Below are 23,110 nucleotides of genomic sequence, written 5' to 3'. Positions count from 1 at the left end.
CAGAGGTGTCGCTCAGCTCGCCTGCTTCATCTGCCGCACGGGCAATTCCACGCGGAAGGTAGTGCCGACGCCGACTTCACTGCTAACCGTGATCTCGCCGTTGTGTTTTTTCACGATGCCGTAGGACAACGACAGCCCAAGCCCTGTGCCCTGGCCGATGGGTTTGGTGGTGAAGAACGGGTCGAAGATTTTCTGCAGGGTATCGGGGGGAATGCCCGAGCCGTTGTCGGCGACTTCGATCCATACGGTTTCGTCAACGACACCGTTGCGCAGGGTGATGGTGCCGCGCTCGGGGCCGATGGCCTGGGCGGCGTTGACGATCAGGTTCATGATCACCTGGTTGATCTGCGACGGCAGGCATTCCACCTCCGGCAACGGTGTGTACTCCTTGACCACGTCGGCCTTGTACTTGATTTCATTGGCGACGATGTTCAACGTCGAATCCAAGCCCTGCTGCAAATTGGCCATCTGCCATTCCTGGCTGGAATCGACGCGAGAGAAGTCCTTCAGGTCCTTGACGATCTGCCCGACCCGGCCAATGCCATCCTTGGATTCCTTGATCAGCAACGGGATGTCTTCGACGAGAAAGTCCAGCTCCACCTGTTCGCGCAGCTTGCGCAAGTGCACCACCAGTTCCGGCGAGGCGATGGCCCCCTCGGCGCTGCCGTAGGCGCTGAGCATTTCCTGGAGTTTGCCAAAGTAGCCGTCCAATGCCCCCAGGTTGGAAGAAATGAAGCCGATCGGGTTGTTGATTTCGTGGGCCACCCCGGCCGCCAACTGGCCCAGCGAGGCGAGCTTTTCCGATTGCACCAGCTGAGTTTCCAGCAACTTGCGCTCGTCGATTTCCATTTGCAGCAGCTCGCTGGCCTGTTTGAACGCCTGGGTGCGTTGTTCCACCAAGTCTTCGAGCTTGTTCATTTTCAGTTGCGCACGGGAGGTCATTTCCCACTTCGTGGTCAGGGTGTTGGCCATCTGCTGGACTTCGATGTTGTCGAACGGCTTTTTCAGGATCAGCAAGCGGTCGTGGCCGTTCAAGCGGTCGAGCAGTTCATCCCAGGAATAATCCGAATAGGCGGTGCAGACCACCACTTGCAATTGCGGGTCGCGCTTCCAGAGTTCCTCGATGGTCTTGGCGCCATCCCAGCCTTCGGGCATGCGCATGTCGACAAAGGCCAGGGCATAGGGTCGCCCTTTTGCTGTCGCCTCCAGCAATTTGTTCAGGCCTTCCTGCCCGCCGTAGGCCGAGTCGAGTTCGAACACGGTGGTGGCAGGTTTTGGCGCATCGCCGAACAGCGCGCTTTCCATGTCCTGCAAGTCCGTGCTGCTGTCATCCTCCGGGATGAGGATCTTGCGGAAATCTTCATGAATGGCGGGTGTATCGTCGATCAACAGGATGCGGCGGTTACTCAGGCTATTCATGGCTCACCTTCTGCAAGTTTCAGGGGCAGTTGCAGTTGGAACGTTGCCCCCGTGCCTGGCCCCTCACTGTGGGCGGTGAGGCGGCCTTCCATTTCAATGGCCGCCAATGCGCAGCTGTGCAGGCCAAAGCCATGGCCTTCCTTACGCGTGGTAAAACCGTGGGCGAAGATGCGTGTCATGTTTTCCTCCGGGATGCCTTCGCCTTCATCCTTGACGCTGATTTGCAGGGTTTGGCCATCGATGACGGCGGCCTTCAGGGTCATGTTTCGCGCATGATTGGAAACCCCCGCCATGGCGTATTTGGCATTACTGATCAGGTTGATCAGGATCAACAGCAAGCGATGCTTGTCGCCCATGATCCGCGGCACATCGCCGTATTCCCTTATCACCGTAACATGGTGACGGGTCAGGGCGCCCGAGTTCATGCGCAGGGCATCTTCGAGCAGTTCGCTGACCACCAACGGTTCCAGCAGGCTATTGGCTCCGGCATAGGATTGCTGCGTGGACACGATGTCCTTGATGTGGTCCACGCTTTTGCTCAACTGGGCCAGTTCGTCGGTAAGCCCCTGCTGCTCAACGGCGATGGCTTCGACCAGTTGGTTGAGGTAGCCAGGCAGCAGTTTGCCTTTGGCGTCTTCGGTGAGGAAGTGCCCGAGGTCATCGGCGTGTTCGTTGATCAGTTGCATCGCCTTGCCCAGCCCCAGGGCCTTGCTGCTGCGCAGTTTGCGGCTGACCAGGTCGGCGGAGATGTTCACGCTGTTGAGCACGTTGCCAACGTTGTGCAGCACGTTGGTAGCGATTTCCGCCATGCCGGCCTGGCGAGCGGTGTCCATCAACTCGCTCTGGGTGTCCTTGAGCTCGCGGGTCCGCTCTTCAACCCTCTGCTCCAGTTCATCGTTGGCGCTTTGCAGGGCGTTGTTGACCCTTTTGATCTCGGCGAAGCTGCGCACCAGCCGGATCGCCAGCCAGATCAGGATCAAGACCAGGATCGTGGCGAATACCAGCAGGTAGATGTGGTTGCGTTGGTATTTGGCCGCGGCTTTGCCCTGGTCTTTCTCCAGCAGGTCGGTAATGGTGTCCAGGCGACTGGCAACGGGGACCGCTTCGATGCCCTGCAACAGCTCATTGACCCGCGGTTGTTCGCGCAGGATCAGCGCGATGTGCCTGCTCAGGATGTCAACGGGGCCTTGAAGCCCCTGGGGCATGCGCTCCTTGTTGACGTCCAGCCGGTTCAGGCCCAGCAGCACTTCGGCGGCTACTTCGCTGGTGCTGAGCTGGGCGAACTCCATGCTGCTGAGCAACAGGTCGTAGGTGTCGATGGCGACATTTTGCAGTTCCAGCCGGTCTGCGTCGGGCAGTCGGGCGAACTGGGCCTGGATGTCGTCCTCGGCGGCGGGCAGGAAGGCCATGGAGTTGCGCAGCACCGCGTTGTGGGATTTGAACTGTTCCACCAGGCGGGTTTTTTCCTTGATCGCCTTGAGGTACTCCTCGCGCTGGGCTTGCCAGAGTGACGGCTGGTGGCGCCCGGGCTCCGACTCGATGGCGTCGAGACGCTGCCACAGGCCCGACATTTCCAGCAAAGGGGTGACCAGGGGGTCGTAGTTGTGGGTCAGGGCGATCCGCGACTTGAGTACTTCGTTGTCCCAGATGGCGTCTTGCTGCTTGAGCAGGCGGATCAGGTCCCGGGACTCAATGTACGAGGCGGCCTGCTGGGCCCCTGAATTGATGTACATGAACAACAGCACGGAAGTCAGCAACAGGCCGATGAACGCAAGACCGAGGCGCCGGAGAATGGTCATAGGGGCTTGCCCTCCGATTCGCCGGTCAGGGTCTTGAGGAACTCGACGATCAGGGCCGTATCGTTCTTGAGCGGCTCACGACCCAGTTGGTACTTGAACATGACCTCCACCGCGCGTTCCAGGGTCGGCGCCGATCCATCATGGAAATACGGTGCGGTGACGGCCACGTTGCGCAGGCTGGGCACCTTGAAAACCTGGCGGTCGGCTTCATCTCCGGTAAGGTTGAAACGCCCTTCGTCGGCTCGGGTGGGGTTGCCCCGGTCGCCGAAATAGTCACCCATGACCCCGAACTTCTGGAACATGTTGCCGCCGATGTTCACGCCTTGATGGCAAGCGATGCAGCCGTATTCCTTGAAACGCTGGTAACCGAATTTCTCCCGGGGCGTGAGGATGTCGGTATCGCCCAGCAGGTACTGGTCGAAGCGCGAATTGGGTGTCTGCAAGGTGCGCTCATAATCGGCCAGTGCGCCCTGGATATTGGGTTTGGTCACGCCGTCGGGGTACGCGTCCTCGAAGTCCCTGGCATAGCCAGGGTCATCGGCGATGCGCTTGACCACGGCTTCCCAGGTATTGCCCATTTCCGTGGGACTGGTCACCACGATATGCACCTGCTCTTCCAGCGTATCGGCGCGGCCATCCCAGAACTGGTGGAAGTTCAGGCCGGTATTGAACACGGTGGGCGTATTGACCTCCACCGGCTTGCCGTCGAACCCCAAGGAAAACGGCTTGTCGTCGGCGCCGCCCTTGTCCAGGCGATGGCAACTGGCGCAGGACAGGGTGTTGTTGACCGACAACCGCGGGTCATTGAACAGCCGCAGCCCCAGCTGGACGCGCTTGGGGTCCAGGGTCGGAATCGGGGGCAGGGGTTTGAGGGGTTCGTCCAGTGGCTCAGCGTGAGCGGTCACGCTTGATCCCACGAGCAGGCCGAGAGCCAGAATCAGTCCATGTAACGCCATGGGATGCTTTCCTTGAAACTTTGGTTGATAACACTCAGGTGTTCACGAAAACGGGTTCTGGCGTTTTTCCCACTCGGTCATCCAGTCGGCGAAGGCCTGCGGTTCGACGGCCTTGCTGAAGTAATAGCCCTGGACCTCCTCGCATTGGTGCTTCTTGAGAAATTCCAACTGCTCGAGGGTTTCCACACCTTCGGCAATGATGTGCAGGTTCAGGCTCTTGCCCAGGCTGATGATGGTGCTCACCAGCTTGGCGTCGTTGCTGTCGATGCTCAGGTCCCCGACGAACGACTGGTCGATCTTCAACACATCCACCGGAAATTTCTGCAGGTAGCTCAGGCTCGAATAGCCGGTGCCGAAGTCGTCGATGGCCAGGCGTATCCCCAGTTGCTTGATGGCCTTGAGGATGGCGACCGTGGTATCGACGTTCTGCATCAATACGCTTTCGGTGATCTCCAGTTCTAACTGTGTCGGGTCCAGGCCGGTTTCCTTGAGGGTGCGGGCGATGCCTTCGACGAAGCCGCGCTGGCGAAAATCGATGGCCGAGACGTTCACCGACAGGTACAGCGGCCGCATGCCCTGGGCTTGCCAACGGCAGGCCTGCTGGCAGGCTTCCTGAAGCACCCATTGGCTCAGCGGAACGATCAGGCCGCTGTCCTCGGCCACCGGAATGAAATCCGAGGGATAGACCAGGCCATGATCCGGCCTGTCCCAGCGCACCAGCGCCTCGACCCCGACCACCTTGCCGCTCTTGAGGTCGAGCTTGGGCTGGTAATGCAGCACGAATTCCTTGCGTTGCAGGCCCAGGCGCAGGCCGGATTCGATGGTCTGCTGCTGCCGGGCCCGGCGGTTCATGTCTTCGGTGAAAAACCGGTAGTCGTTGGGGCCGGTTTCCTTGACGTTGCGCATCGCTGTCTCGGCTTTCTTGATCAGCGCCACGGCGTCGAAACCGTCGGTGGGGTACACGCTGATGCCCAGGCTCGCGGTGACGCTCAGGTCATGGCCGTCGATGGGTTGCGGGGAACTGATGGCCGCCAGCAGTTTGTCGGCCACGCCTTTGGTCTGTTGCGGGTCGACGACGTCTCCCAGCACCACCACGAATTCATCGGAACCGTAGCGGAACACCGAATCGGATTCACGCACCACGGCGGCCAGTGCCCGAGCCACGCGCTTGAGCATTTCATCGCCTACCGGATGGCCCAGTGCGTTGTTGATGCGCTTGAAGCGGTCCAGGCCGATGAACATCACCGCCAGTTGCCGGTCGTGCCGGCGACACTGGGCCATGGCCTGGGTCAGCCGATCGCCGAGCAACATGCTGTTGGGCAGCTCGGTGAGCACGTCGTATTGCAGCAGGTGGGACACCTTGAGCAATTCCTGGACGCGCTCCTCGATCGTGCGTTCCAGGCTGCGCATTTTCCTCGCCGCATCCTGGGCCAGCTGCCATTTCCAGGTCATGGCGCTGGCCATCTGGCGGATTTCCAGGGTGTCGAAGGGTTTCTTGAGGATCAGCAACTGATCGTCGAACTCGATCCGTTCGGACATGGTTTCCCAGGAGTAATCCGAGAACGCCGTGCACAGGGCGATTTGCAGGCGCGGGTCGGCCTCCCACAGCCGCTCGATGGTTTGCAGGCCGTCCCAACCCGGTGGCATGCGCATGTCAGCGAACACCAGTGCATAGGGCTGGCCTTCGGCCTGGGCGCGCTTGACCAGTTCCAGCGCCTCCTCGCCCTGGTAGGCCGAGTCGATCTGAAATTGCAGCCGATTGACCTGCGGGGTGCCGAACAGCAGGCTTTCGGTGTCGTCCAGCGAGTCATCGCTGCCGGCGCTGGGGCTGAGGATCTTGCGAAAGTCCTGGTGGATCGCCGGCGTGTCGTCCACCACCAGGATTCGCCGGTTGGCAGGTACCGACATGGGGTTCATCGATTGCTCTCCGATAGCTGGCTGGCCGGTCGGGTCCAATGGTCTGTCGCCGGAACGATGGTGCCGGCCTTGAGCAGCTCGGCGGCCTGGCCGCTGTCGACCACGGTGCTGAAGTAATGCCCCTGGGCCTGCATCTCCCCGCCGCTGGACATCAACGTGGTGCGTTGCTCCTGGGTCTCGACGCCCTCGGCGATGATCCCGATGCCCACGTCCCGGGCGAAGTTGATGATCGCCCGCAACGTCGTGGCGTTCTCGGGGTCGGCGTTGGCGCTGTCGAGGAAACGCTGGGCGAGCTTGAGGTGATTGACCCGGTAGGTCTTGAGGTAATCGAACGAGGAGTACTCGGTGCCGAAGTCATCGATGGCGATCTGCACGCCCAATTCGCAAAGGCGCGGCAGCACGTCGTTGTGGGTCCACTTGGTCTGGGCCAGGGTGGCTTCGGTGACGTCGAAACGCAGGTCCCAGGGCGCCAGCTCCCAGCGCGCGGTGGTGCGCAGCACATCGTAGATCAGTTCCGGCCCGGTCTTGAGCTGGGTCAGGGACAGGTCGATGGCGATCACCGGCGGCGCCATGCCCTGGTCGCGCCACTGGCGCATTTGTTGGCAGGCCTGGTCCAGCACCCAATGACCCAGGCCAATGATGATCCCGGTTTTCTCGGCGGCAGGCATGAAGGCCGCCGGTTCCAGCCAGCCACGTTGGGGGTGGTTCCAGCGAACTTGCACGCCCATGCCGAGGATCTTGCCGGTGCCGAGGTCGACCTCCGGCAGGTAGTGCAGGTGCAGTTCGTTGTTCTCGATGGCTTGGCGCAGGTCGTTGGTCAGAGCAACCCGATCCGTCACTTCCTGGTTAATTTCTTCATTGTGGAAATGGTACTGGTTGCGGCCCTTTTCCTTGGAGCGGTACAGGGCCATGTCGGACTGCGCCATCAGGCTGTCGGCACTCAGGCTCTGCGGGGTGTACAGGGCAATGCCGATGCTCACCGAGATCCGCACGTCGTTGCCGTCCAGGGAATACGGCGCCACGAGCGTATCGCGGATCTTGGTCGCCAGCGCGGCGCAATGGGTCGCTTCATGGACGTCCAGTTGCAGGATCGCGAACTCGTCGCCCCCCAGGCGTGCCACCACGTCGTTTTCCCGGGTGCACCCCTTGATGCGCGCAGCGACTTGCTGCAACAGCAGGTCGCCGATGGGGTGGCCCAAGGTGTCGTTGATCCGTTTGAAGTGGTCCAGGTCCAGGTAGAACATCGCAAACGGCGCCGCACCTCGACGAGCGGCGGCGAAGGCCTGGTGCAGGCGCTCGATCATGGTGGCGCGGTTGGCCAGCCCGGTCAGGCCGTCGGTGCGGGCCAGCAGGGCGATTTTTTCTTCGGCCAGCTTGCGCTCGGTGATGTCGAGGATGATGCCTTCTATTTCCAGTAACAGGCCCTGCTCGTTGCGCACCGGGATGTAGCGGTTCTCTACCCAGCGGTACGTGTCGTCGCCGGTGCGCATGCGGAACTCTATGGAAGCCCCTGCGGAATCACGGTCCAGGACGCGGACCATGGCCTCATGGACTTTGTCCTGATCGTCGGGGTGGATCAGGGTTTGCGCCCAATCCGGCGCATTGGTCAGTTGCGCCGCGGAATGGCCGAATTTGGTGATGTTGTGGGAGATGTACATCAATGGGAATGGCGGCTCGCCCCGCAGGCGATAGAGGATGGTCGGGCTGTTCTGCACGATGATGTTGGCATCGGCCAGTTCCCGGGTGCGTTCCTCGACCGCGCGTTCGAGCATGTCCATTTTCAGCGCCGCGTCTTCGGTCATCTGCCATTTGACGGTCAGGGTGCTGGCCATCTGGCGGATCTCGATGGCGTCGAAGGGTTTTTTCAGGATCAACAGCCGGTCGCCCAGGTCCAGGCGCTCGGCGATGTCTTCCCAGGAATAGTCCGAGTAGGCGGTGCACAGGGCCACTTGCAGCTTGGGGTCGGCGCGCCACAGCCGCTCGATGGTTTCCAGGCCGTCCCAGCCCGGCGGCATGCGCATGTCGATGAACGCCATGGCGAAGGGTTGCCCCTGGGCCAGCGCCGTTTCGACCTTGTTCAGGGCTTCCATGCCCTGGAACGCCGAATCGAGCACGAAATTCATGCCGGAAACCGCCACAGGCGAGCCGAACAAGGCCTCTTCGGCGCTGCTCAGGCTGTCATTGGCGGTCGCCTGGGGGCTGAGGATCTTGCGAAAATCCTCATGGATGGTTGGCGTGTCGTCGACGATCAGGATCCGCCGATTGGTTTTATCCAAGGGCAGGCTCATGGCCGTGCACCGTTTTGATGCTGACTATAGAACCCTGGAAACATCTGATATCCCTGTCGCTGGCATGAGTCTTCGGCCGTTACTTGGCCCTTCATGGGATACAGCATAGTCGTCTGATCGGGATGCGCTCGGCCCGTGATGGCAAATGTGTCTAAATGTTCGCAATCTACTAGCCTGTATTTCGGGGGTAGGGTAGAACGGTTGTCGTGAATAGGAGGGGGTTTCAAATGGAAGATCAATCGCCGGATGTTTTGGTAAGAAAGCCAGCGGTGCTGTTGGTCGATGACGAAGAGTCGATCCTCAATAGCCTGCGTCGGCTATTGCGCAGCCAGCCGTACGAGATCCTGCTGGCCGACAGTGGCGCCAGGGCCCTGGAAATTCTCAAGGAGCGGCCGGTCGACCTGGTGATGACCGACGCGCGCATGCCCAACATGGACGGCGCCACGCTGCTGGCCGAGATCCGCAAACTGTACCCATCGACCTTGCGCATCCTGCTCACCGGTTATGCCGATGTGGACATGATGACCAAGGCCATCAACGAGGGGCAGCTCTATCGCTACCTCAGCAAGCCCTGGAACGATGAGGAATTGGTCCAGGCCTTGCGCCAAGCCCTGGCTCACCAGCATTCCGAAAGCGAACGCCAGCGCCTCGAAGCGCTGAACCGCGAGCAGAACCAGCAACTCAAGACCCTTAACGCCACCCTGGAAAAACGCGTGGCGTCGCGCACCTCCGAGCTGCAGCAGACCGCCGACATGCTCGATTTGGCGTATGACGAGCTCAAGCACAGTTATGTGACCAGCACCGAAGTGTTTTCGCTGATTGCCAACCTGCGCCTGCCCAAGGCCAAGCAGACCAACCGGCAGATCATCGAGTTGATCAGGGTCTACAGCCGGCTGCATTCGCTCGATGAATCCACCGACCGCGACCTGACCATGGCCGCGGCGCTCTACAACATCGGCAAGCTGAGCTGGACCGACAACATGATGGTCACGCCCGCCGACTTGCTGCACCACAATGAACTCGATCTGTACCGGGCCTATCCGAAGCAGAGCGAATCGCTGTTGATGACCCTGGACCCGATGAAGGACGCGGCGCGCATCATTCTTCATCACCAGGAGCGTTGGGACGGCAGCGGCTTCCCCGATCACCTCAGGGGCGAGGCGATTCCGTTCGGCTCGCGGTTGTTGAAACTGGCGGTGGACTTCATCGAGCTGCAGCGTGGGTTGATCCTGGAGCGGCAGATGAACAGCGACGAAGCGCTGGTCTACATCCGCAAGTACGCCGGCAAGCTGTACGACCCGGAGATGATCGAGGACTTCATCAAGGCGTGTGCCGAATACCTGGAAGACGTGACGCTGTCGGACCCGACGGTACAAGTCTCCACCACGCGCGATTTGGCCGCGGGGATGATCCTGGCGCGCAACCTCAATGCCGACAACGGCATGTTGCTGCTCAATGCCGGCAAGGTCCTGAGCGGGCCATTGATCGAAAAGCTCATTGCCTTTGAAGAGATGGAGGGGGCTCGTTACAGCGTGTTCGTCAAGATCCCCGAAGAAGAGGCCGACCCTTCGGTGCCGAAGCCGATTTTGGGGTGACTGGGTTCTGGGTTGGGTTGGGTTGGGTTGGATTGGATTGGGTACATATCCGTTGCAGCGGTCACGGCCACTGGCGGTTCCGCTCTTACAGCGGGTCACTTTTGGAAGAGCGCCAAAAGTAACCAAAAACGCATGCCCCACCACTCGGTGCCTCGCTTAGGCTCGGCATGCCCGAACGCAGGCATTGCTCCGTGGGCCCGCCGCGAAGGGCCATCCATGGCCCAGAGTGTGTAAAAACAAATAAAACATCGTCGGCACGTAGTGCCGACAGGTGTTGGCCAATTGATTAAAACCTAAAGCGCTCTTGTAGCTCCAAACGGCCCCTACAAGCGCTAGCAAGGCTCCGTAGGCTTGATTAACGGGGCAAAACGGCAGGCTTCAGGCCGCCAGCGCTTTCATCAGACCCTGCGCACCAAGGATTTTCATCACCCTTTTCCAATTGTAAGCGAGCACATTCAAGCTCATTTCGGTGCTCACCCCAGCCAGCCGCCGCGTCAGAAAATGTGTCGTCCCCATCCATTGCTTCAGCGTCCCGAAGGGGTGTTCGACCGTTCGCTTGCGGATGCTCATCATCTGCGGCTCATTGTTCAGGCGGACCTGCATTTCCTCCAGTACCGCCTCATGTTCCCAGCGCCGAATCTTTCGCTCTCTGGCCGGTGTGCATTGCGCCTTTATCGAACAGGCCTGGCAGTTGGAGTGCCAGTAAACGTCCAGCTTCTTGCCCTTGTCGACATAAGAGTTGCGCCAGATCAGCACTTGCTTGGCGGGGCAGACGTACACATTTTTGTCCGCGTCGTAAATAAACTCGTCATTACCGAAACGGCCATCAAATTTGGCCCGCGAACTCAGCGTTTTCGGCACATAAGCGGTGATCCCTGCCTCGTGACAGGCCAGGATTTCTCTGCTTTTGTAATACCCTCGGTCCGCTACCACCGACAACGATTCGATTTGCATCGCCTCACGGGCCTGCTGGGCCATCGAGCTAAGCTGATCACGGTCGTGACCGACATTGGTCACCTCGTGCGCGACAATCAAATGGTGTTTGGTATCGACTGCTGTCTGCACGTTGTAGCCCACGATGCCATGACCGCTCGTCATCATCATCGAGCGCGCGTCCGGGTCGGTCAGCGAGATCTGTTTGTCCGGCGATGCTTCAAGCTGTATTTCAATCGCCTGGAGCGCCTTCATCTGCTCCTTCAATTTGGCGATCTTCTCTTCCAGGCCGCCTTTGGGCCCTGAAGACTTGGGCTCTTGCCGATCAGCCTCATCCAGCGCCTTCAGATAACGGGCAATGCTTGATTCGATCTCTTCCATCCGGCGCTTCAGCTTGGCGCTGGTGAAGTTGCGGTCGCGGTGGTTCACCGCCTTGAATTTACTGCCATCGATGGCAACGAAATGTTCCGAGAAAAGCCCCAGTTGTTGACACAGCACGACGAACTGCCGACAGACTCCTCGAATGGCCTTTGAGTTGTCTTTGCGGAAGTTGGCGATGGTCTTGAAATCCGGCATCAGGCGACCGGTCAGCCACATCAACTCGACGTTGCGCTGCGCCTCGCACTCAAGACGCCGGCTTGACTGGATACGGTTGAGATAGCCGTAGATGTAGATTTTCAGCATGACTGCAGGGTGATAAGCCGGTCGGCCCGTTTTAGCGGGGACAGCGCTTTCAAAACCCAAGGTGATCAGGTCGAGTTCATCCACGAAGACATCGACAACGCGCACCGGATTGGTATCGCTGACGTAGTCGTCCAAGCTCTCGGGGAGCAAGGTAGTTTGATCTCGATGTTCACCTTGGATGAAGCGTTTCATGGGCAGCCCTTGCAATGAAGTCCTGGGGAAATCATAGCAAGGGTTGGCTTCAGGGTTTTGACACACTCTGGGCCCAGCGCGGCTATCCCGGCATCCATGCCGGGATGCCCACTCCACAATGCCTGCGTTCGGCCAGCGTGGTTAACGGGGCGCCCGAGATCAACGTCCACCGCGAGGCGGCCTGATAGCCGACCTGGTTCTCCCGCTCGTACACCCGTCAGATCTGTGGGAGCAAAGCTTGCTCGCGTAGACGGCGGCACATCCAACGCTGATGCAGACTGATCCACCGCGATCGCGGGCAAGCCTTGCTCCCACAGGGATTTGTAGTGACCACAATTCTAGAGGTCACCACTGACCCAATGTGGAAGCGAGCCTGCCAGTTAAAAACTGTTACCTATGTGCGTGAACTGATTTGTAACCCATGTGGGTGAGTCATACCGGCAGAGCGTTTTTGGTTACTTTTGGCGCTTCTCTTTCCAAAAGTGACCCGCTGTTGAGCGGAACCGCCAGTGGCCGTGACCGCAGCAACGGATATACACACCGACCCCAATCGGTCGAAACTGACCACAGGGGACTGCGTTGATTTTTAATCCAGCACCAGACTTTGCTCCCACCTCTACGCGCTGTAATCTCCCCGGCATTTCCCCGGCCAAGGCTTTGAACACCCATGACCACTTCCCTCATCCGCATTGCCGCCGCCCTGTTGCTCGGGCCGGACGGCCGAACCCTGCTGGTACGCAAGCGCGGCACCCGGGCCTTCATGCAGCCGGGCGGCAAGATCGAGGCCCATGAACAGCCCGTGCAGGCGCTGGCCCGTGAGCTGGAAGAGGAGCTTGGGTTGCAGATCGACCCGGCGCAGGCCCGTTACCTGGGCGTGTTCAGCGCGCCGGCGGCCAACGAGCCGGGGTTTGTCGTGCAGGCCGAAGTGTTTTTGCTGAGCATCGACGCCCCGGTTTCACCGGCTGCCGAAATTGAAGAGGTGTGCTGGATCGACCCGGCCGGTGACAGCGATCTTGTGCTGGCACCGTTGACAGGCGAGGTGATCCTGCCGTTTTATCGAGCGACACTTCTCGCTACCTGCTGATCCACGCCTCAAGGACTGATGCCCATGATTCCATTGCCGGACCTGTTGATTTTCGCCGCTGCCGCGCTGCTGATGGTACTGACCCCTGGCCCGAACATGATCTACCTGATTTCCCGTTCGATCTGCCAGGGCCGCAAGGCCGGCGTCACCTCCCTGCTGGGGGTGGTGGCGGGGTTTTTCGTGCACATGTTCGCCGCGGCCGCTGGGTTGACGGCGGTGTTCCTGGCGGTGCCCATGGCCTATGAAGTGTTGAAATGGGCCGGTGCGCTGTACCTGTTGTGGCTCGCCTGGCAGGCCGTGAAGCCGGGCGCGCGCTCGCCCTTCGAGGCCCAGCAGTTGCCGGCGGACTCGACGCGCAAGTTGATCACCATGGGTTTCCTCACCAGCGCGCTGAACCCCAAGATCGCGGTGTTCTATCTGTCGGTGTTCCCGCAGTTCATCAGCCCGGAACACGGTTCGCTGTTCACCCAGAGCATTATCCTGGGCCTGACCCAGATCAGCGTCAGTTTCAGCGTCAACCTGTTGATCGCCCTGTTCGCTGCCGGCATTGCCTCGTGGTTCGTCCATAACCCTACCTGGCTGGCGGCGCAGCGCTACTTCATGGGGTTTGTCCTCGGGGCGCTGGCGTTGCGCCTGATGTTTGAGCAACGGCGTTCGGCGTGAGCATCCGACGGTTGAGGGCCGGCGATGCCCAGGCGTATCGCCAGTTGATGCTCCAGGCGTACGCACTGCATCCGCAGGCCTTCACCTCCAGCGTCAATGAGCGGGCGAAGCTGCCCATCAACTGGTGGGAGTCACGCCTGGGCAGCCGGCTTGATGTACTGCTGGGGGCGTTTGTCGAGCAGGAGTTGGTCGGCATCGTCGGCCTGGCCCTGGAGCCTCGGGAAAAAGCCCGGCACAAGGCGCTGCTGTTCGGCATGTACGTCGCCGATGAACAGCGCCATCGCGGGCTCGGCGACCAACTGGTACAGGCCGCCCTCGCCGAAGCCCGGCGCCATCCCTTCCTGCGCCTGGTGCAACTGACCGTCACCGCCGGCAACGACCCGGCGCTCAAGCTCTATCAACGCTGCGGCTTCGTTTTGTACGGCCTTGAGCCGATGGCGATCCGGGTGGACGACGAATACCTCGACAAAATCCACATGTGGCTCGAACTTTAACCTCGCCGCAGATCCCCTGTGTATGGGCTCCCACAGAAGCTGTCAGCGCACGGCGCTGACCCCATCCAATGTCGAAAACGACGTGTCCTTGGCCGTCAGCAAAAAGTCGCGCATGTACGGCGCGTCGAGCATGTCGGTGCGCACCGCCGCGTACAGCGTGGCAAACAAGCCTTTCTCTCCCAGCCGCTTGGCCTTCACGTAACCCCGCGAGCTGTATTCATGCAGGGCCCAGTGCGGCATGCCACAGACGCCGCGGCCGCTGGCTACCAATTGCATCATCATCACCGTCAGCTCAGAGGTGCGCACCTGGGCCGGTTCGATGTCGGCCGGTTCCAGGAAACGGGTGAAGATGTCCAACCGATCGCGCTCCACCGGGTAGGTGATCAGGGTTTCGCTGATCAGGTCCTCGGGCACGATGTAGGGCTTGCCCGCCAGTCGATGCTGGTTGGCCACGGCGAGCATCGCTTCGTAGGTGAACAGCGGCACGTAGGTGATGCCGGCCAGTTCCAGCGGGTCGGAGGTCACCACCAGGTCGAGGTCGCCCCGGGCCAGGGCCGGCAATGGGGCGAAGGCAAAGCCTGAGGCCAGGTCCAGCTCGACTTCCGGCCAGGCATCGCGGAACTGGTCGATGGTCGGCATCAACCACTGGAAGCAGCTATGGCACTCGATGGCCATGTGCAGCCGTCCGGCGGTGCCGCCCGCCAGGCGGGCGATGTCCCGTTCGGCGCCGCGCAGCAAGGGCAGGGCGGCATCGGCCAGTTGCAACAGGCGCAGGCCGGCGCTGGTGAACCGTACCGGCTTGGTCTTGCGCACGAACAACTGCATGCCCAGGCGCTCTTCCAGTTCCTTGAACTGGTGGGAGAGGGCGGACTGGGTCAGGTGCAAGCGTTCGGCGGCTTCGACCAGGCTGTCGGCTTCGCGCAGGGCGTGCAGGGTCTTGAGGTGACGGAGTTCAAGCACCGGAGTTGCTCCATGAGTAAAACTTGTGATCAACACGAAAAGGTTGAGTTTGTCTCATGTAGGGCCAACTGTCGACAATGGCGCCATCTTTTACAGGAGGACGCACACCATGGCCCTGGCCCACACCCTCGGTTTTCCCCGCATCGGCGCCGACCGCGAACTGAAAAAAGCCCTCGAAGCCTACTGGAAGGGCGACCTGGCCCCGGCCGCGTTGCAGGCAGTGGGGCGCGAGCTGCGGGCCCGGCATTGGCAATTGCAGAAAGACGCCGGCATCGATCTGCTGCCCGTTGGGGATTTTGCCTGGTATGACCAGGTGCTCGGTCACTCCTTGACCGTGGGCGCCGTCCCACAGCGTTTCCACAGCACCTTGAATGCCCAGGGCCAGCCGACCCTCGACACCCTGTTCGCCATGGCCCGTGGCGCCACGGCCAGTTGCTGCGGTGCCGACCACGGCCAGGCGCAATACGCCCAGGAGCTGACCAAGTGGTTCGACACCAATTACCACTACCTGGTCCCGGAGTTTTCCGTCGACCAGACCTTCGCCCTGAGCTGGGAACAGTTGTTCGATGAAGTGGACGAGGCCCATGCCTTGGGCCATCAGGTCAAACCGGTGATCATCGGCCCGTTGACCTACCTGTGGCTGGGCAAGGCCAAGGGCGAGGCGTTCGATAAGCTCGACCTGCTGGAGCGCCTGCTGCCGGTCTATGGGGAAATCCTCAACCGCCTCAAGGCCCAGGGTGTGGAGTGGGTGCAGATCGACGAACCGATCCTTACCCTTGACCTGCCCCAGGCCTGGAAGAGCGCTTTCGAGCGGGCCTATCACATCCTCCAGTACTCGCCGCTGAAAAAACTCGTGGCCACCTATTTCAGTGGCTTGCAAGACAACCTCGGCCTGGCGGTGAGCCTACCGGTGGACGGCTTGCACATCGACGCGGTGCGCGCCCCGGAACAACTGGGCCAGGTGCTGGATCGCCTGCCGACCTACAAGATCCTCTCGGTGGGCCTGGTCAATGGCCGCAACGTCTGGCGCTGCGAGCTGGAGCAGGCACTGGCGCAGCTGCAACCGGCCCAGGAGCGCTTTGGCGACAACCTCTGGATCAGCACCTCCTGCTCGCTGTTGCACAGCCCGGTGGACCTGGAACGCGAAGACCAGCTCGATCCGGAACTCAAGAGCTGGCTGGCCTTTGCCGTGCAGAAGTGCGGTGAAGTGGCGGTGCTGCGCGATGCCCTGAACGATCCCCTGGCGCCCGCAGTGCAACAGGCCTTGGCCGACAGCTGCGAGGTGCAGGCCAGTCGCGCCAGCTCGGCGCGCATTCACAAAACTGCGGTCCAGGCGCGCCTGGCGGCAGTCGGGCCACAGGACAGCCAGCGGCGTTCGCCGTTTGCCAAGCGCATCGAACGCCAGCGCGCCCGTCTGAAACTGCCGGCCTTTCCCACCACCACCATCGGCTCCTTCCCGCAGACCCCGGCCATTCGCCTGGCACGCCAGGCCTACAAGCAGGGCAAATTGTCGGCCAATGACTATCAGGATGCCATGCACACCGAGATCCGCCATGCCGTGCAGATCCAGGAGCGCCTGGGCCTGGACGTGCTGGTGCATGGTGAAGCCGAGCGCAATGACATGGTGGAATACTTCGCCGAGCAACTGGACGGCTACGTCTTCACCCGTTTCGGTTGGGTGCAGAGCTACGGTTCGCGCTGTGTGAAACCGGCGATCATCTATGGCGACATCAGTCGGCCGAGCGCCATGACCGTTGACTGGATCCGCTACGCGCAAAGCCTGACCGGCAAAGTCATGAAGGGCATGCTCACCGGCCCCGTGACCATGCTGATGTGGTCGTTCCCCCGCGAAGACGTGTCGCGCCAGGTCCAGGCGCAACAACTGGCCCTGGCCCTGCGCGACGAAGTGCTGGACCTGGAAAAGGCCGGGATCAAGATTGTGCAGATCGACGAGGCGGCGTTCCGCGAAGGGTTGCCGTTGCGTCGCGGGCAATGGCAGGAGTACCTGGATTGGGCGGTCGACGCGTTCCGTTTGTGCGCCTCGGGCGTGGGCGACGAAACCCAGATCCATACCCACATGTGCTACAGCGAATTCAATGACGTGATCAAGGCCATCGCCGACATGGACGCCGATGTCATCACCATCGAGACTTCGCGTTCGGACATGGAGTTGCTGGAGGCTTTCGAGGCGTTCGACTACCCGAACGACATCGGCCCGGGCGTCTACGACATCCACTCGCCACGGGTGCCGGACACGGCCGAGATGGTTGCGTTGATGAGCAAGGCGGTAAAACGGATCGCCGCCGAGCGGCTGTGGATCAACCCCGACTGCGGGTTGAAAACCCGGGGCTGGCCGGAAACGGAAGCGGCACTGGTGAACATGGTGGCGGCGGCGCGGCAGTTGCGTGTAGGAGCTGTCGAGCGAAGCGAGGCTGCGATCTTGCCCGACAATTGAGTCAAAGTGAAAAAACAGCAGATCAAGTCAAAAGATCGCAGCCTTCGCACAGGCAACCATTCGGCAATCTTCATCAAACTGTCACGCAACTGTGGCAGCGCGCTTGAACAAACTTCATCAGACTCGCGCTCTACTGGGGTTCTGCGTTTCGGTGTTTGTTCATGCGTGTATTCATTTTCCTGGCCGCGCTGTTTGTCGGCCTGCCGTCGATGGCGGCTTCTCGGTGTGACATCAATGTTGCGACTCAACGGGTCGACCTGGAACAGGTGAGCCTGGCCTACCAGAGCGTTGGCCGTGCTTCGGATCCGGCGCTGTTGCTGGTGATGGGCCTGGGTGGGCAGTTGATCCATTGGCCGGACGAGGTGGTGGTTGCCCTGTGCGAGCAGGGTTTCCGGGTGATTCGCTACGACAACCGAGACGTTGGCCTGTCCACCTGGCGCCAGGTCCCCGGCAGCGCCAACCTGACCTTCGAAGCGCTGCGCTACAAACTCGGCTTGCCCGTGGCCGCGCCGTATACCTTGACCGACATGGCCGACGACGGGCTGGGGCTGATGGATGCCTTGCAGGTGCAACGCTTCCACGTGCTGGGCGTGAGCATGGGCGGGATGATCGCCCAGCACATGGCGGCCATGGCGCCGCAGCGGGTCGAAAGCCTGACCCTGATCATGAGCAGTTCCGGTGCCGAAGGCTTGCCCGCACCCAGCGCCGCGCTGGTGCAGTTGCTGTCGCGGCGCAGTGCGCCGAATCGCGAAGCGGCCCTGCAACAACAGGCCGATCTGCTGGCCGCGCTGGGCAGCCCGATGGTGGTGGATGATCGCCAGGCATTGCTGCATCAGGCCGCCGTGGCCTATGACCGGGCTTTCAACCCCGAAGGCGTGAAGCGCCAGATCATGGCGATCATGGCCGAGCCGAGTCGGGTGGCACTGCTCAATCAACTGCGGGTGCCGACCCTGGTGGTCCACGGCACCGCCGACCCTTTGCTGCCGGTGATGCACGGTGTCCACTTGGCAGCGCACATCCAAGGCAGCCAGTTGAAACTGATCCCGGGCCTGGCCCATCGTTTCCAGGAGGCCTTCAAGGCGCCGTTGCTGGGGGCGGTTTTGCCGTATCTGCAGCAGCATCGCGAAGACACGTCGCACTGGGCGCAGATCGAGCCGGTGCAGGCGCCGAATCTGCTTTGATAACCCTGATGGCTTGAGGCCTGCCCGGCTTTTGTGGCGAGGGGATTTGTGGGAGCAAAGCTTGCTCGCGAAACAGCCACCTCGATCTCTGAGAGACCGCGTCGCCTTCATCGCGGGCAAGCCTTGCTCCCACAGGGGCTTGCTGTGACGTTGCTACCGCGCCCGTGCCTGCTCCACCAACCACCCCATCAATTCCTGCAACGGCCCCGACACCTGGGGTTTGTGCGGATGCACCAGGTGATAACCCAAGCCGGTCTTGACCTTCAGTTCGAACGGCATCACCAGTCGGCCGGCGCTCAGGTCGTCGCCGATCAGCGACCAGTCGCCAATCGCCACGCCCGTGCCTTGGGAAGCCATGGACATTGCCAGGTCCAGGGTTTCGAAATGCTGGCCCTTGCTGACATGGCTCAAATGCACATCGGCCGCCGTCAGCCAGGCGTTCCAGTCGCGCTCGTCACGGGTGGGGTGCAACAGCAAGTGTTGTTGCAGGTCGGCGGGTTCACGCAGCGGCACCGGTCCTTCCAGGAGCGGGCGGGAGCAGACGGGCGTCAGTTGTTCATCGAACAGGTGCAGGCACGCCAGCGAGGCGTCGGGTGGTGGGCCATAGACCACCGCGGCGTCGAAGACTTCGCGCTGGAAATCCACGCCGTGCCTGACCGTGGTGGTCAGCTCCACCGGCACGTCCGGCCGTTCCTTCTGCCATTGCAACAGGCGCGGCAGCAGCCAGCGCATGACACAGGTCGGGGCCTTGAGTTGCAGGGTCTGGCGTTTTTCGCCGACCTGCTCGACCGCGTCGCCGATCATCCTGAACACCTGCTGCACCCGGGGTAGCCACGCCTGGCCTTCGGCGGTCAGGCTCAGGCCGCGTGCCTGGCGCTGGAACAGCGCATAACCCAAATGATCTTCCAGCCCGGCGATCTGCCGACTCACCGCGCCTTGGGTGATGTGCAGTTGTTCGGCGGCCCGGGTGAAGTTGCAGCACTGGGCCGTGATCAGAAACGTGTGCAGCGCCGGCAGCGGAGGAAGTCGTTTCATTTCGGATCCAAGCCATGACGTGAGGACATGGCTAGTATGACTTTTTATCCATTGTTGCCGCTATGGTCGGACCGTTCCAATAACGCCATTCCCAAGACAAAAAAGGGTTGCGCCGCAGGCTGTGCGCGGCCCTTTACACGACAAGAAAAAGGCAATGGCAATGGCGACGTGCGGCGAAGTATTGGTCAAGTTACTCCAAGCGTATGGTGTGGAGCAGGTGTTCGGCATTCCTGGCGTGCACACCGTCGAGTTGTACCGTGGGCTGGCCCGTTCCAGCATCCGCCATGTGACCCCGCGGCATGAACAGGGCGCAGGCTTCATGGCCGACGGTTACGCCCGGGTCAGCGGCAAGCCCGGCGTGTGTTTCATCATCACCGGCCCGGGCATGACCAACATCACCACCGCCATGGGCCAGGCCTACGCCGATTCGATCCCGATGCTGGTGATCTCCAGCGTGCAATCGCGCAACCAGTTGGGCGGCGGACGCGGCAAGCTGCATGAACTGCCGAACCAGAGCGCGCTGGTGGGCGGAGTGGCGGCGTTTTCCCATACGCTGATGTCCGCCGCCGAGTTGCCCGGCGTGCTGGCCCGGGCGTTCGCCGTGTTCCAGGCCGGGCGCCCACGGCCAGTGCACATTGAAATCCCGTTGGATGTGTTGGTCGAGGACGCCGATGCCTTGCTTGCCAGCGTGCCGGTGAACATCAACCGCGCCGGCGCTGCGCCGAGTGCCGTGGCGCAAATGGCGGCAAAGCTGGCATCGGCCAAACGACCGTTGATCCTGGCCGGTGGCGGTGCCATCGACGCGGCAGCCGAAGTGACTGAATTGGCCGAGCGTCTCGGCGCGCCAGTGGCGTTGACCATCAATGCCAAAGGCCTGTTGCCGGCCCGGCATCCGTTGCTGATCGGCTCCACCCAGAGCCTGGTCGCCACCCGCGCATTGGTGGCCGAGGCGGATGTGGTACTGGCCATCGGCACCGAGCTGGCCGAGACCGACTACGACATTACCTTCGCCGGCGGCTTCGAGATTCCCGGTGCGCTGCTGCGCATCGACATCGACCCGGACCAGACGGTGCGCAACTACCCGCCGCACCTGGCGCTGGTGGCCGACGCCCGCGTCGCCGCCCGGGCCGTGCTCGACGCCTTGAGCCAGCAGCCCTTGGCCGAGCGCCGTGACGATTGGGGCGCGACGCGTGCCGCCCGGTTGCGCGCGGATCTTCAAGGCAGTTGGGACGCCGCGACCCGCGCCCAGACTTTGTTTCTCGACACCGTCTTGCAGGCGCTACCGGAGGCGGTGTTCGTCGGCGATTCCACCCAACCGGTGTACACCGGCAACCTGACCTTCAACCCGGAGCGGCCACGGCGCTGGTTCAATTCATCCACCGGCTACGGCACCCTCGGCTACGCCTTGCCGGCGGCCATTGGTGCCTGGCTTGGTGGCAAGGACCAGGGGCATGGTCGTCCTGCTGTGGTGTGTTTGATTGGCGACGGCGGGTTGCAGTTCACCCTGCCGGAACTGGCCAGTGCCGTGGAAGCGCGCACGCCGGTGATCGTGCTGCTGTGGAATAACCAGGGCTACGAAGAGATCAAGAAATACATGGTCAACCGCGCCATCGAACCGGTGGGCGTGGACATCTACACCCCGGATTTCATCGGCGTCGCCAAGGCGTTGGGCTGCGCTGCGCAAGCCATCGACGGCGTGGCGCAACTGCACGCCGCGTTGCGCGCCGCTTGCGACCGGCAGGGCCCGACGCTGATCGAAATCGACCAGGCAACCTGGATGGCGCAGGTGTCGAAATGAATTTCTCTACGACGCAGGACGGGCTGTACATCAACGGTGAGTGGTTGGCCGGCGATCAACCGCTGCGGGTGATCAACCCGGCGACCGAAGCGCTGCTGACCACCGTTTATGGCGGCGATGAGTGCGCTGTCGATCAGGCGTTGAACGCGGCGACCCAGGCTTTCACGCACTGGTCGAGCACCACCGGTGCCGAGCGTGGCGCGATCCTGCGCCGGATTGCCGATGGCGTGCGGGACGCTCGTGAACGGTTGATGCACCTGCAATCGAGCAACAACGGCAAACCATTGTTCGAAGCGGCCATCGATGTCGACGATGTGGTCGACACCTTCGAGTACTACGCCGAGTTGGCCGAAGGCCTGGACGCCCGGCAAGACAGTCCGCTGGCATTGCCCAGCGCTGATTTCAGCGCACGCCTGCGCCGCGAACCCTGCGGCGTGGTCGGCTTGATCGTGCCGTGGAATTTCCCGATGGTCACCACGGCCTGGAAACTCGCCCCGGCGTTGGCTGCCGGCTGCTGCGTGATACTCAAGCCCTCGGAGGTCACGCCGTTGCCGGAGCTGGAACTGGCCTCGATCATCGCCGGATGCGGTTTGCCCGACGGCGTGTTCAACCTGGTCTGCGGTACGGGCCTGGCAGTTGGCGCGCCATTGGCGGCGGACCTGCGCGTGGCAAAGATTTCCTTCACCGGCAGCAATGCGGTGGGTGTGCAAGTGATGCAGCGGGCGGCGGAAACGGTGAAGGGCGTGAGCCTGGAACTGGGCGGCAAATCGTCCTTGCTGGTGCTGGCCGATGCTGACCTGGACCTGGCGGTGGAGCTGGCCTGCGGTGGTGGTTTCTTCAATGCCGGGCAGATGTGTTCGGCCACCAGTCGTGTGCTGGTCGCCGATGAATTGGCCGATGAATTCCTGCAACGGCTCAAGACCCGCGCCGAGGCGATCCGTGTGGCCGACCCGTTCGACCCGGACGTGGAAATGGGCGCGCTGGTCAACCAGGCGCAATACCAGCGGGTGTTGGGGCACATCGACCGAGGCTTGAGCGCCGGAGCGACGCTGGTGTGCGGTGGGCAGCGACCCGCGCATCTGCCGCGCGGCTTTTTTTTACAGCCAACCCTCTTCACCAACGTGCCCCTGGACAGTGCGTTGTGGTGCGAAGAGATCTTCGGGCCGGTGCTGTGCGTACACCGTTTCAGCACGCCAGCGCAGGCGATCGCCCTGGCTAACGACAGCCGTTTCGGCCTGGTGGCCAGCGTGGTCAGCCGTGATCTGACGGCTGCCGAAGAGGTTGCCAACGCTTTGCAGGCGGGGCTGGTGTGGATCAACGCACCCCAGGTGATTTTTCCCCAGGCGGCGTGGGGCGGTTACAAGCAGAGCAGCCTCGGTCGCGAATTGGGGCCTTGGGGATTGGCCGCGTTTCAGGAAATCAAGCATGTGATCCGGGCCGTCTGATAGCACGTTATCAGGTCATGCATGCCTCGAAAAAAGGCATGCGCCAGGAACATGGCTCCAATGAGTTTTTTTCGATAGTCAGGGATTTTGCACAACCTCAGGATGGCCGCAGGTGGCGGTGAAGCCCTTGCGGTACGGGGCTTTTGTCGACATCGAACGGCGCGGGCGCAACGGTTTTTACCCACCTCATACTTAAAAGAATAAAGGGAGTC

Annotated in this window: 16 protein-coding genes; 8 read left to right on the top strand and 8 right to left on the bottom strand. The window is 61.7% G+C overall.

Features of this window, described 5'->3' with window-relative positions; all coding sequences use genetic code 11:
- Window positions 1-12: 12 nt before the first annotated feature.
- From GFU70_RS22730 to GFU70_RS22710, 5 genes are read right to left on the bottom strand one after another with little or no spacing between them, the layout of a single operon-like run.
- Window positions 13-1,419: an ATP-binding protein gene (locus tag GFU70_RS22730; protein WP_153388841.1), complete on the bottom strand. Its 1,407-nt coding sequence runs from the start codon at window positions 1,417-1,419 to the stop codon at window positions 13-15.
- Window positions 1,416-3,218, bottom strand: a complete 1,803-nt coding sequence (locus GFU70_RS22725; RefSeq protein WP_058545592.1) for a DAHL domain-containing protein — start codon at window positions 3,216-3,218, stop codon at window positions 1,416-1,418. The genes GFU70_RS22730 and GFU70_RS22725 overlap by 4 nt, the downstream gene beginning before the upstream one ends.
- Window positions 3,215-4,174: a cytochrome-c peroxidase gene (locus GFU70_RS22720; protein ID WP_116641397.1), complete on the bottom strand. Its 960-nt coding sequence runs from the start codon at window positions 4,172-4,174 to the stop codon at window positions 3,215-3,217. Before GFU70_RS22720 ends, GFU70_RS22725 begins: the two co-directional genes overlap by 4 nt.
- Before the next feature lie 42 nt (window positions 4,175-4,216).
- The gene (locus tag GFU70_RS22715) at window positions 4,217-6,091 is read right to left on the bottom strand and encodes a GGDEF and EAL domain-containing protein (protein WP_058545590.1); all 1,875 of its coding nucleotides are present in this window, start codon (window positions 6,089-6,091) and stop codon (window positions 4,217-4,219) included.
- Window positions 6,088-8,379 (bottom strand): EAL domain-containing protein, encoded by a 2,292-nt coding sequence (locus tag GFU70_RS22710; RefSeq protein ID WP_116641398.1) that lies wholly within the window; start codon window positions 8,377-8,379, stop codon window positions 6,088-6,090. Before GFU70_RS22710 ends, GFU70_RS22715 begins: the two co-directional genes overlap by 4 nt.
- A 227-nt stretch (window positions 8,380-8,606) precedes the next feature.
- Here GFU70_RS22710 and GFU70_RS22705 point away from each other — a divergent pair, with 227 nt between their 5' ends.
- Window positions 8,607-9,974 carry an HD domain-containing phosphohydrolase gene (locus GFU70_RS22705; protein WP_116641399.1) on the top strand — a complete coding sequence of 456 codons (1,368 nt, stop codon included), beginning with the start codon at window positions 8,607-8,609 and terminating at the stop codon, window positions 9,972-9,974.
- A 378-nt stretch (window positions 9,975-10,352) separates the two neighbouring features.
- Here GFU70_RS22705 and GFU70_RS22700 read toward each other — a convergent pair whose 3' ends face one another.
- A complete protein-coding gene (locus GFU70_RS22700; protein ID WP_153388840.1) occupies window positions 10,353-11,783 on the bottom strand; it encodes an IS1182 family transposase in 1,431 nt (476 codons plus the stop codon).
- A gap of 667 nt (window positions 11,784-12,450) precedes the next feature.
- On the opposite strand from GFU70_RS22700, the gene GFU70_RS22695 reads away from it, so the two are divergent.
- From GFU70_RS22695 to GFU70_RS22685, 3 genes are read left to right on the top strand one after another with little or no spacing between them, the layout of a single operon-like run.
- Window positions 12,451-12,867, top strand: a complete 417-nt coding sequence (locus GFU70_RS22695; RefSeq protein WP_058546069.1) for an NUDIX hydrolase — start codon at window positions 12,451-12,453, stop codon at window positions 12,865-12,867.
- A gap of 24 nt (window positions 12,868-12,891) precedes the next feature.
- Window positions 12,892-13,530 carry a LysE family translocator gene (locus GFU70_RS22690; RefSeq protein ID WP_058546068.1) on the top strand — a complete coding sequence of 213 codons (639 nt, stop codon included), beginning with the start codon at window positions 12,892-12,894 and terminating at the stop codon, window positions 13,528-13,530.
- Entirely contained in the window at window positions 13,527-14,024 is a 498-nt protein-coding gene (locus tag GFU70_RS22685) for a GNAT family N-acetyltransferase (protein ID WP_058546067.1), read from the top strand. Before GFU70_RS22690 ends, GFU70_RS22685 begins: the two co-directional genes overlap by 4 nt.
- A gap of 42 nt (window positions 14,025-14,066) precedes the next feature.
- On the opposite strand, the gene metR is transcribed toward GFU70_RS22685, so the two are convergent.
- Entirely contained in the window at window positions 14,067-14,984 is a 918-nt protein-coding gene (gene metR, locus GFU70_RS22680; protein ID WP_058546066.1) for a transcriptional regulator MetR, read from the bottom strand.
- A gap of 109 nt (window positions 14,985-15,093) precedes the next feature.
- Here metR and metE point away from each other — a divergent pair, with 109 nt between their 5' ends.
- Complete coding sequence (metE, locus tag GFU70_RS22675) at window positions 15,094-17,439, top strand: 5-methyltetrahydropteroyltriglutamate--homocysteine S-methyltransferase (RefSeq protein WP_058546065.1); 2,346 nt, start codon at window positions 15,094-15,096, stop codon at window positions 17,437-17,439.
- Window positions 17,440-17,600: 161 nt separating this feature from the next.
- Complete coding sequence (locus GFU70_RS22670) at window positions 17,601-18,620, top strand: alpha/beta fold hydrolase (protein ID WP_153388839.1); 1,020 nt, start codon at window positions 17,601-17,603, stop codon at window positions 18,618-18,620.
- Window positions 18,621-18,773: 153 nt separating this feature from the next.
- On the opposite strand, the gene GFU70_RS22665 is transcribed toward GFU70_RS22670, so the two are convergent.
- On the bottom strand, window positions 18,774-19,655 hold the full coding sequence (locus GFU70_RS22665) for a LysR substrate-binding domain-containing protein (RefSeq protein ID WP_058546064.1): 882 nt from the start codon (window positions 19,653-19,655) through the stop codon (window positions 18,774-18,776).
- 160 nt (window positions 19,656-19,815) lie between these two features.
- On the opposite strand from GFU70_RS22665, the gene GFU70_RS22660 reads away from it, so the two are divergent.
- Window positions 19,816-21,453, top strand: a complete 1,638-nt coding sequence (locus GFU70_RS22660; RefSeq protein WP_058546072.1) for a 5-guanidino-2-oxopentanoate decarboxylase — start codon at window positions 19,816-19,818, stop codon at window positions 21,451-21,453.
- Window positions 21,450-22,898 carry an aldehyde dehydrogenase family protein gene (locus GFU70_RS22655; RefSeq protein WP_153388838.1) on the top strand — a complete coding sequence of 483 codons (1,449 nt, stop codon included), beginning with the start codon at window positions 21,450-21,452 and terminating at the stop codon, window positions 22,896-22,898. Before GFU70_RS22660 ends, GFU70_RS22655 begins: the two co-directional genes overlap by 4 nt.
- The last annotated feature ends 212 nt before the right edge of the window (window positions 22,899-23,110 follow it).

Source organism: Pseudomonas brassicacearum (assembly GCF_009601685.2).
GTDB classification, from domain to species: domain Bacteria; phylum Pseudomonadota; class Gammaproteobacteria; order Pseudomonadales; family Pseudomonadaceae; genus Aquipseudomonas; species Aquipseudomonas kilonensis_B.
Note: the sequence above shows the minus strand (reverse complement) of the source record. Positions and strands in the feature narration are given on the sequence as shown.